Annotated in this window: 7 protein-coding genes; 5 read left to right on the top strand and 2 right to left on the bottom strand. The window is 70.3% G+C overall.

The window, feature by feature from the left end; genetic code table 11:
* Window positions 1–513: 513 nt before the first annotated feature.
* The 5 genes from QH290_RS13645 (at window position 514) to QH290_RS13625 (ending at window position 5,857) form a co-directional block, all read left to right on the top strand.
* A complete protein-coding gene (locus QH290_RS13645; protein ID WP_280383127.1) occupies window positions 514–2,106 on the top strand; it encodes a hypothetical protein in 1,593 nt (530 codons plus the stop codon).
* Complete coding sequence (locus QH290_RS13640) at window positions 2,096–3,037, top strand: serine hydrolase (protein ID WP_280268652.1); 942 nt, start codon at window positions 2,096–2,098, stop codon at window positions 3,035–3,037. The genes QH290_RS13645 and QH290_RS13640 overlap by 11 nt, the downstream gene beginning before the upstream one ends.
* A 126-nt stretch (window positions 3,038–3,163) precedes the next feature.
* On the top strand, window positions 3,164–4,189 hold the full coding sequence (locus tag QH290_RS13635; RefSeq protein ID WP_280268651.1) for a serine hydrolase: 1,026 nt from the start codon (window positions 3,164–3,166) through the stop codon (window positions 4,187–4,189).
* Window positions 4,190–4,505: 316 nt separating this feature from the next.
* Entirely contained in the window at window positions 4,506–5,537 is a 1,032-nt protein-coding gene (locus tag QH290_RS13630; RefSeq protein ID WP_280268650.1) for an ATP-dependent 6-phosphofructokinase, read from the top strand.
* Window positions 5,538–5,680: 143 nt separating this feature from the next.
* A complete protein-coding gene (locus QH290_RS13625; RefSeq protein WP_280268649.1) occupies window positions 5,681–5,857 on the top strand; it encodes a hypothetical protein in 177 nt (58 codons plus the stop codon).
* Between the two features lie 31 nt (window positions 5,858–5,888).
* Here QH290_RS13625 and QH290_RS13620 read toward each other — a convergent pair whose 3' ends face one another.
* Window positions 5,889–6,683 (bottom strand): SDR family oxidoreductase, encoded by a 795-nt coding sequence (locus QH290_RS13620; RefSeq protein ID WP_280268648.1) that lies wholly within the window; start codon window positions 6,681–6,683, stop codon window positions 5,889–5,891.
* Complete coding sequence (locus tag QH290_RS13615) at window positions 6,680–7,300, bottom strand: TetR/AcrR family transcriptional regulator (RefSeq protein ID WP_280268647.1); 621 nt, start codon at window positions 7,298–7,300, stop codon at window positions 6,680–6,682. The genes QH290_RS13620 and QH290_RS13615 overlap by 4 nt, the downstream gene beginning before the upstream one ends.
* Window positions 7,301–7,370: the final 70 nt, after the last annotated feature.

Below are 7,370 nucleotides of genomic sequence, written 5' to 3'. Positions count from 1 at the left end.
CACCCCCACCCGGGCGCGGGCCCGGGGGGGGCGCGGGGGGGCCGGGGGCCGGTACTCCCCCCGCGCTTTACGCCAACACTGCGGGGGCCGCCGCCGGGGGGCGCCCCCGCCCCGCCCCCGGAGCCCACCACCTTCCAGCCCTTCGGACCGGACGGCCCCACCATCCCCGCCCGCTTCCCCCCGCGTACTCCGGCCCCGCCGCCGGAACCCGAAGGCACACCACCTACGCCCACGGCAACGCCCACCGGCGCCGGAACGGGCCACCCACCGACCACGGACGAGCCGACCGGCGCCGGGACAAGCCGCACGTCGACCACCGACCAGCACACCGGCGCCGGGACAAGCCACATGCCGACCACCGACCACCACACCAGGGCCGGGACAAGCCACACGTCGACCACCGACCAGCGCACCGGCGCCGGGACAGGCCGCACGTCGACGACTGACCAGCAGACCAGGGCCGGGGCGGGCCGCGTATCGACAGGCGAGCCGACCGGGGCCGGGACGGGTCGCATGCCGACGACAGACCGGCCGACCGGACCGGTCGCAGGCGGGGCCCAGCCATCGGAGAACACCGATCCGCATGTCGCACAACGTGGTTCCGGCACCGACTCGCAGCCTCCGCGCCACGACACCTCCGGAACGCTGCGGATCATCGCCCCCCGCGACCCGAACGAGGACCGCGACACCTCCGGCGACCTGCCCATAATCCGGCCCTCGGACCCCACCCTGGTCCGACCGGACGAATTCCGTTTCACCCCACTGCCACAACCGACGGACCCACCTCCCCCCTCCTGGGAATCGCCAACACACACCAACTCCCCTGCACCGTCGACCAACCGTGACAACGACCGGACCAGCAACTATCCCCCACCCGACGACGCTTACACACCCCACGGCGACGCGGAAACCCCCACCGCCGACTCCGGCCACGAGCCACGCGCCTACGACGACTACGACCCCGCAGGACGCGGCTACGGCAACGCCCCCGAGGCACGCGCAAACGCAGATCACGAGTCCACGACCAGCACATACGACGTCCCTGTCCCTCGCACATACGACGCCCCACCAGCACGCGCGTACGACGATTACGACACCGCGTCGCCTGGTGACGACGAATACGACTCAAGCGCACGCGATTACGGCGATCGCGATCCTGCCGCGCGCGATTACGACGATCACGACCCTGCCGCACGCGGTTACGACGAACAAAACTCCACCACACGCGGTTACGACGAATACGACTCCACCACACGCGGATACGACGAACACGATCCCGCCGCGCGCGATTACAACGATGGTGACCCCGCCGGACGCGGATACGACGATCACGACCACGCCGGACGGGGTTACGACGATCGTGACCCCGCCGGACGGGGTTACGACGATCGCGACCCCGCCGGGCGCGGATACGACGATCGCGACCCCGCCGAGCGCAGGTACGGCGACCACGGCTCCGCCGCACTTGCGTACGACGATTACGATCCTGACGCACGGGCCTATGAGGGCTATGGTCCGGCGGCGCGGGCTTATGATGCCGAGCGCGAGGAGTATGACTACGCGTTCGGTGGGCAGTCCGAATATGACTCCGCGGCAACGGGTTACGAGGATCCCTATGAGGGATCTCGGCGGCGGTCGATCGTCCTGCCGATCGTGCTGGGCGTGCTCGCGGTGGCGCTGGCCGCGGTGGCCGGCACGATCGGGTGGCATGTGGTGAGCAAGCCGGGCAGCACCGGGCCGTCGGTGGCCTCCGGCCCGGCCGGAGCGAGCATCTCGGTGCCGCAGCAGCCCGCCCCGGCGACCACGACCGCCGCGCCGACCACGACGACGGGCGCCACCCCGCCACCGGGAGCCTCCGCGTGCCAGGGCAATTCGGGGACCCAGGGACCGTTCTCGAAAGCGGCCACCGGCACATCGGTGACCTCGTGCGCCTTCGCCGAGGAGGTCCGCAAGGCATACGCGCAGGCCGCGGGGCCTTCCGGCGGCCCGGCCTCGGTGGTCGCGGTCAGCCCGGTCACCGGTCGTTCGTATCCGATGGACTGCACCGCGGCGGGCCGCTTGATCACCTGCACCGGCGGCGAGAACGCGGTGGTGTATGTCTATTGATGTGAAGCCACTGCGGCACAAGAGCTTTCGATGGACCCTGCTGATCGTGACGGCGGTGGCCGTCTCGGCGTGCACCGCGAACGCCGGTACCCCCGTTCCCGCCGAGATCACCGCGACCCCCGCACCCGCCCCGCCCGCGAACGCGGCGGCGATGCAGCCCGGCGTCCACGCCGTCGCCGACAGCCTCGGCGTATCCGGTGCGCTGGCCACCGAATTCGCCGATCTCCAGCGCGAAATGCCCGGCAGCGTCGGCATGGCCGTGATGCCGGTCGGCGGCGACCGCGCCATCACCCTGGGCAACTGGACCACCGGAATCGCGTGGTCCACCATCAAGGTGCCGCTCGCGCTGGCGGCGCTGCGCCAGGACCCCGCGGGCCAGGCCGAACTCGCGACGGCCGCGATCACCTCCTCGGACAACGATGCGGCACAGGCGATGTGGGACGCGCTCGGCGGCGGCGAACGCGCGGCCGAGGCGGTCGAGGCGGTGCTGCGCGAGGCCGGGGACACCACCACCGACGTCGCCGACCGGCACAATGCGCAGGCCCGGGAGTCGGTCGACGACCCCATGGCGTTCGGCGCCACCGTGTGGACACTGCTCAACCAGGTCCGCTTCGCCAGCCGCCTGCCCTGCCTGCAGTACGCCGCGCGCGTGGTGAACCTGATGAGCGAGATCACCGCCAGCCAGAGCTGGGGCCTGGGGGCGTTCGTCGGCGCCGAATACAAGGGCGGCTGGGGCCCCGACGACGAGACCGGCGCCTACCTGGTCCGCCAGTTCGGCCTGATCCCCACCTGGTCGGGCCAGCTGGCGGTGGCCTTTGCCGCACAACCGGATTCGGGCAGCTTCGACGACGCCTGCGCGATGCTCGACCGCATGGCCGCCCTGCTCGCCGAACACAGTCGTGAGCTGGGCGGCGGCGAATGCCCGCGGTGAGTGGGATTCGTCTCATATGGGACACCGGCAGTTACGCCATTTGACCGCGCGGCCCGGACGGCACAGAATGCCTCGACTGAGGGGTGGCGTGGTTGCGAACCACCCCGCGATGTTGGAGGTGAACGGGTGGACGCACCACACCGGCGGCCGGGTAACCGGTTCGAGCCGACCGAAATGCGCCCACTGCCGGGCATTTACGGAGTGACCCGACTCGGCGTCGGCGAAACATCCCCGCCGCCACCGGGTCCCGCCCCGGCGACGGCGGCTCGGGGACGAAGGCGACTGTTCGGCAAGGCATTCCGGCGGCGGCTGACGGCCGTGCTGGGCAGCGCACTGGTGCTGGCCGGTGCGGCCTGTTCGTCCAGCGACGACAGCGAACCGCTGCCCACCATGGAGCGGCCCTCCAATCCGACCATCGGCGCGATGGTCGCGCTGCCCGGCACCCTGGCCGCCGACTTCAAGGAGTTGCAGCCGGCGCTGGGCGGCCACGCCGGACTGGCGATCATGCCCGTGGGTGGCGAATACCTGACCTCCCTGGGCGATTGGACCACCGGCCCGGCCTGGTCGACGATGAAGGTGCCGCTCACGCTGGCCGTGCTGCGCGGCAACGGCAACACCGGCACGTATCAGATGTCGGCGGCCATCACCGAGTCCGACAACAGCGCCGCCGACGGGCTGTGGCAGTCGCTGGGCGCACCCACGCAGGCCGCGAGCGCCGTGGAGGCCGTGCTGCGCGAGGGCGGCGACACCACCACCAAGGTGCCCGCCACCCGGGCCCGCCCCGACTATTCCGCCTTCGGCCAGGCCGACTGGTCGCTCGCGGATCAGGTGCGGTTCGCCTCGCGGCTGCCCTGCCTGCCCAACGCCGACACGGTCGTCAACCTGATGGGCAAGGTGGTGTGGGGCCAGCAGTGGGGCATCGGCCGCCTCGACAATGCCGAATACAAGGGCGGCTGGGGCCCTGACCAGAGCGGCAACTACCTGGTCCGCCAGTTCGGCCTGGTCACCACCCCCGCGGGCCAAATGGCCGTCGCCCTTGCCGCACAGGCCAATTCGGGCGGCTACGAAGACGGCACCCAAATGCTGAACAAGATGATCGCCCTGGTCGACAAGCACCTGGGCGACCTACCCGCCGGCCAGTGCCCACGCTGAGGTTCCCGGCCAAAAACACGCCGGGAAATGAGAGTGGGCGCGCACGCCGGGAAATGAGAGTGGGCGCGCACGCCGGAAAATACGGCGGGCGCGCGGGAAATAGGTGGGCGCACCTGCGCGCAACGCATATCTGTGGCAGCAACGTCCACACGTCCCCGCGCGCAACATCCACACATCCCCGCACGCAACATCCACACATCCCCGCGCACAACATCCACACATCCCCGCGCACAATATCCCCACATCCCGGCGTGCTTTCGGCCGGGATGTGGGGGTGGGGCTGCGCGGGCTTCGTGCGCCCGGCAAGATAGCGGGCATGCGCATCGGAGTCTTGACCGGAGGCGGGGACTGCCCAGGCTTGAACGCGGTCATCCGAGCAGTCGTTCGCACCGCGAACGGTCGCTACGGGGACGCGATCGTCGGTTTCCAGGACGGGTGGCGCGGGCTATTGGAGGATCGCAGGATCCGCATCCACAACGACGACCGCACCGACCGGCTGCTCACCAAGGGCGGCACCATGCTCGGCACGGCGCGCACCAATCCGGACGTGCTGCGGGCCGGTCTGGGCCGCATCAAGCAGACCCTCGACGACAACGGCATCGAGGCGCTCATCCCGATCGGCGGCGAGGGCACGCTGACGGCCGCGAGCTGGCTGGCCGAGGAGGGCGTCCCGGTGGTCGGCGTGCCCAAGACCATCGACAACGACATCGACTGCACCGACACCACATTCGGCCACGACACCGCCGTCACCATCGCCACCGACGCCATCGACCGGCTGCACACCACCGCCGAATCGCATCAGCGCGTGATGCTGGTCGAGGTGATGGGCCGCCACGCCGGCTGGATCGCGATGAACGCCGGGATCGCCTCCGGCGCGCACCTCACCCTGGTCCCCGAGGTGCCCTTCGACGTGGACGAGGTGTGCGCGATGATGAAACGCCGCTTCCAGCGCGGCGATTCGCACTTCATCTGCGTGGTCGCCGAGGGCGCCAAACCGGCGGAGGGCTCGTTCCACCTGCGCGAGGGCGGGATCGACGAGTACGGGCACGAGCGGTTCACCGGCGTCGCGCACCAGCTGGGCTTCGAGATCGAGCGGCGCATCGGCAAGGAGGTGCGCACCACCGTGCTCGGGCACGTGCAACGCGGCGGCAAGCCGACCGCCTTCGACCGGGTGCTGGCGACCAGGTTCGGAGTGCACGCCACCGAGGCGGTACACGACGGGCACTTCGGCCAGATGGTCGCGCTGCAGGGCAGCGCTATCGAACTGGTGCCGCTCGCGGAGGCGACGAAACAGCTCAAACTCGTTCCGGCGGACCGCTATCAGGAGGCGGCGGCCTTCTTCGGATGAGCCGGTTCACCGAGTCCGGATAGGGACGTAGGGCACTCGTCAACTCCGAGTAACCTATACGCCCACGCCCGGCGGCGAAGCTGGATAGGCTTACACGGGTTGGTTCCCCGCTCGGCCTCCCGTGAAGAACGCTGGTAGTCGCCATGATGTTCCTCTTCGACTGCACCGTCGACCCCGGCCCGCTGACACCCGAACATGCGCACGAGGCGATGCAAATTCACAGGTGCTGCACGGTCGACGACTGTGAGGTCCGCAGACGAGCCCGGCAGATCCTCGTCGACGCCGGGCATATGGTTCTCGACGAGCGCGCCACCCCGTGAGGCCCGGCGGAGCGGGAACCCACGCGGGGATCTACTTGAAGTCGGCGGCGTGATCGGCGGCCCATTGAGCGAATGTCCTGGCGGGTACGCCCGTGACCGATTCCGAGGTGGGCTCCACATCGTCCGGTATGTCGCCGCGCTCCGCCCAGAGCTCGAGCATCGGCTCGTACAGGAATTCCGCGGCCTGCTCGTGACTGATCACCTCGAACGGCAGCGGCTCCCCCAGCGCCGCGCCCAGGATTTCGGCCATGCGACGCAGCGACAGCGACTCCGGGCCGGTGATCGGATAGATCCGGCCCGCGTGGCCGGGCCGGGACAGCGTCGCGATCGCCGCGTCGGCGAGGTCGGCCTCGTGGATCAGGCTCTGCTGCACCTCCGGATAGGGCAGCCGGACGACGCGTTGCGGCGTGACCCACCAGCGCCAGTTGGTGGCGAAACCGCCGGGACGCAGAATGGTCAGCGGCAGCCCCGACTCCTGCAGGGGCCGCTCCGCAGCCAGGTGGAGGTCGCCGATCGGATTGCCGGGCGCCGCGGCGGCCAGCGAGGACAGCAGCGTAATGTGCTGCACCCCTGCGGCTTTCGCCGCCTCGGCGAAGGTGTCCATGCCGTCGTGCGCGGCGTACACGAATACCCGGTCGATGCCGTCGAGGGCGGCGGCGACCGACGCGGGATCGGTCATGTCGAGCCCCGCGACCTCCGTGCCCGCGGGCAGCTCGGCGCCCCCGGGGCTCGAGCTCGCGGCGCGCACCCGCTCCCCGGACGCGCGCAGCCGCTCGATCACGGTGCGGCCGACGGTGCCGCGGGCGCCGGTGACGAGGAAGCTCATTGTCGTTCTCCTTCTGAGGTATTCGGTCCTGCGAGGTGAATGAGGATGCGCCGCAACTGCTCCCCGTAGCGCTGTTCGAATTCCGGTGTCTGCGGGTCCATTCCGAACAGCTCGGCCACCGCACCCGGCATCAGCACCGGGGCCATCACCATGCCCTGCAGGGCCAGGTGGTAGGCCGCCGGATCCAGATCGGCGGCGATCTCGCCGCGCGCCTGCCGCGCCGCGACATCGGCCAGATCGCCCTCGGCCGTCGACGGCAGCGGCGGCGCCTGATCGCTCAGCCCGCGCCACATCAGCATCCGGACCCCGCGCGGGTCGGCCAGCAGTTGCCGCAGGTAGCGGACCGCCAGCTCCGCCATCGGCACGTCCGGGTCGGCGAAACCGGATTCGCGGTCCAGCCACTGCTGTTCCAGCGCCCGATACAGCCCGGCCTTGCCGCCGAAGTAGTAGGTGATCAGCTGCTTGTTGACCCCGGCGCGGGCGGCGATCTCGCTCACCCGCGCCCCGGCGAAGCCGCGCGTGGAGAACTCGCCGAAGGCCGCATCCAGCAGGCAGCGCTTGGTGCGCTCGGCGTCGCGGACGCGGGCGGATGGTTCGGGGGTGCGGTGGGTGGGCACGGGGCGACCCTACCACTCTATTTTACAAATGGACAATTAAGTTAGCCATATGGACAATTGAGCCGGGCAG

Source organism: Nocardia wallacei (assembly GCF_029869545.1).
GTDB classification, from domain to species: Bacteria; Actinomycetota; Actinomycetes; order Mycobacteriales; family Mycobacteriaceae; genus Nocardia; species Nocardia wallacei_A.
The sequence above is the reverse complement of the archived record's forward strand: the minus strand, read 5'-3'. Positions and strand labels throughout refer to the sequence as shown.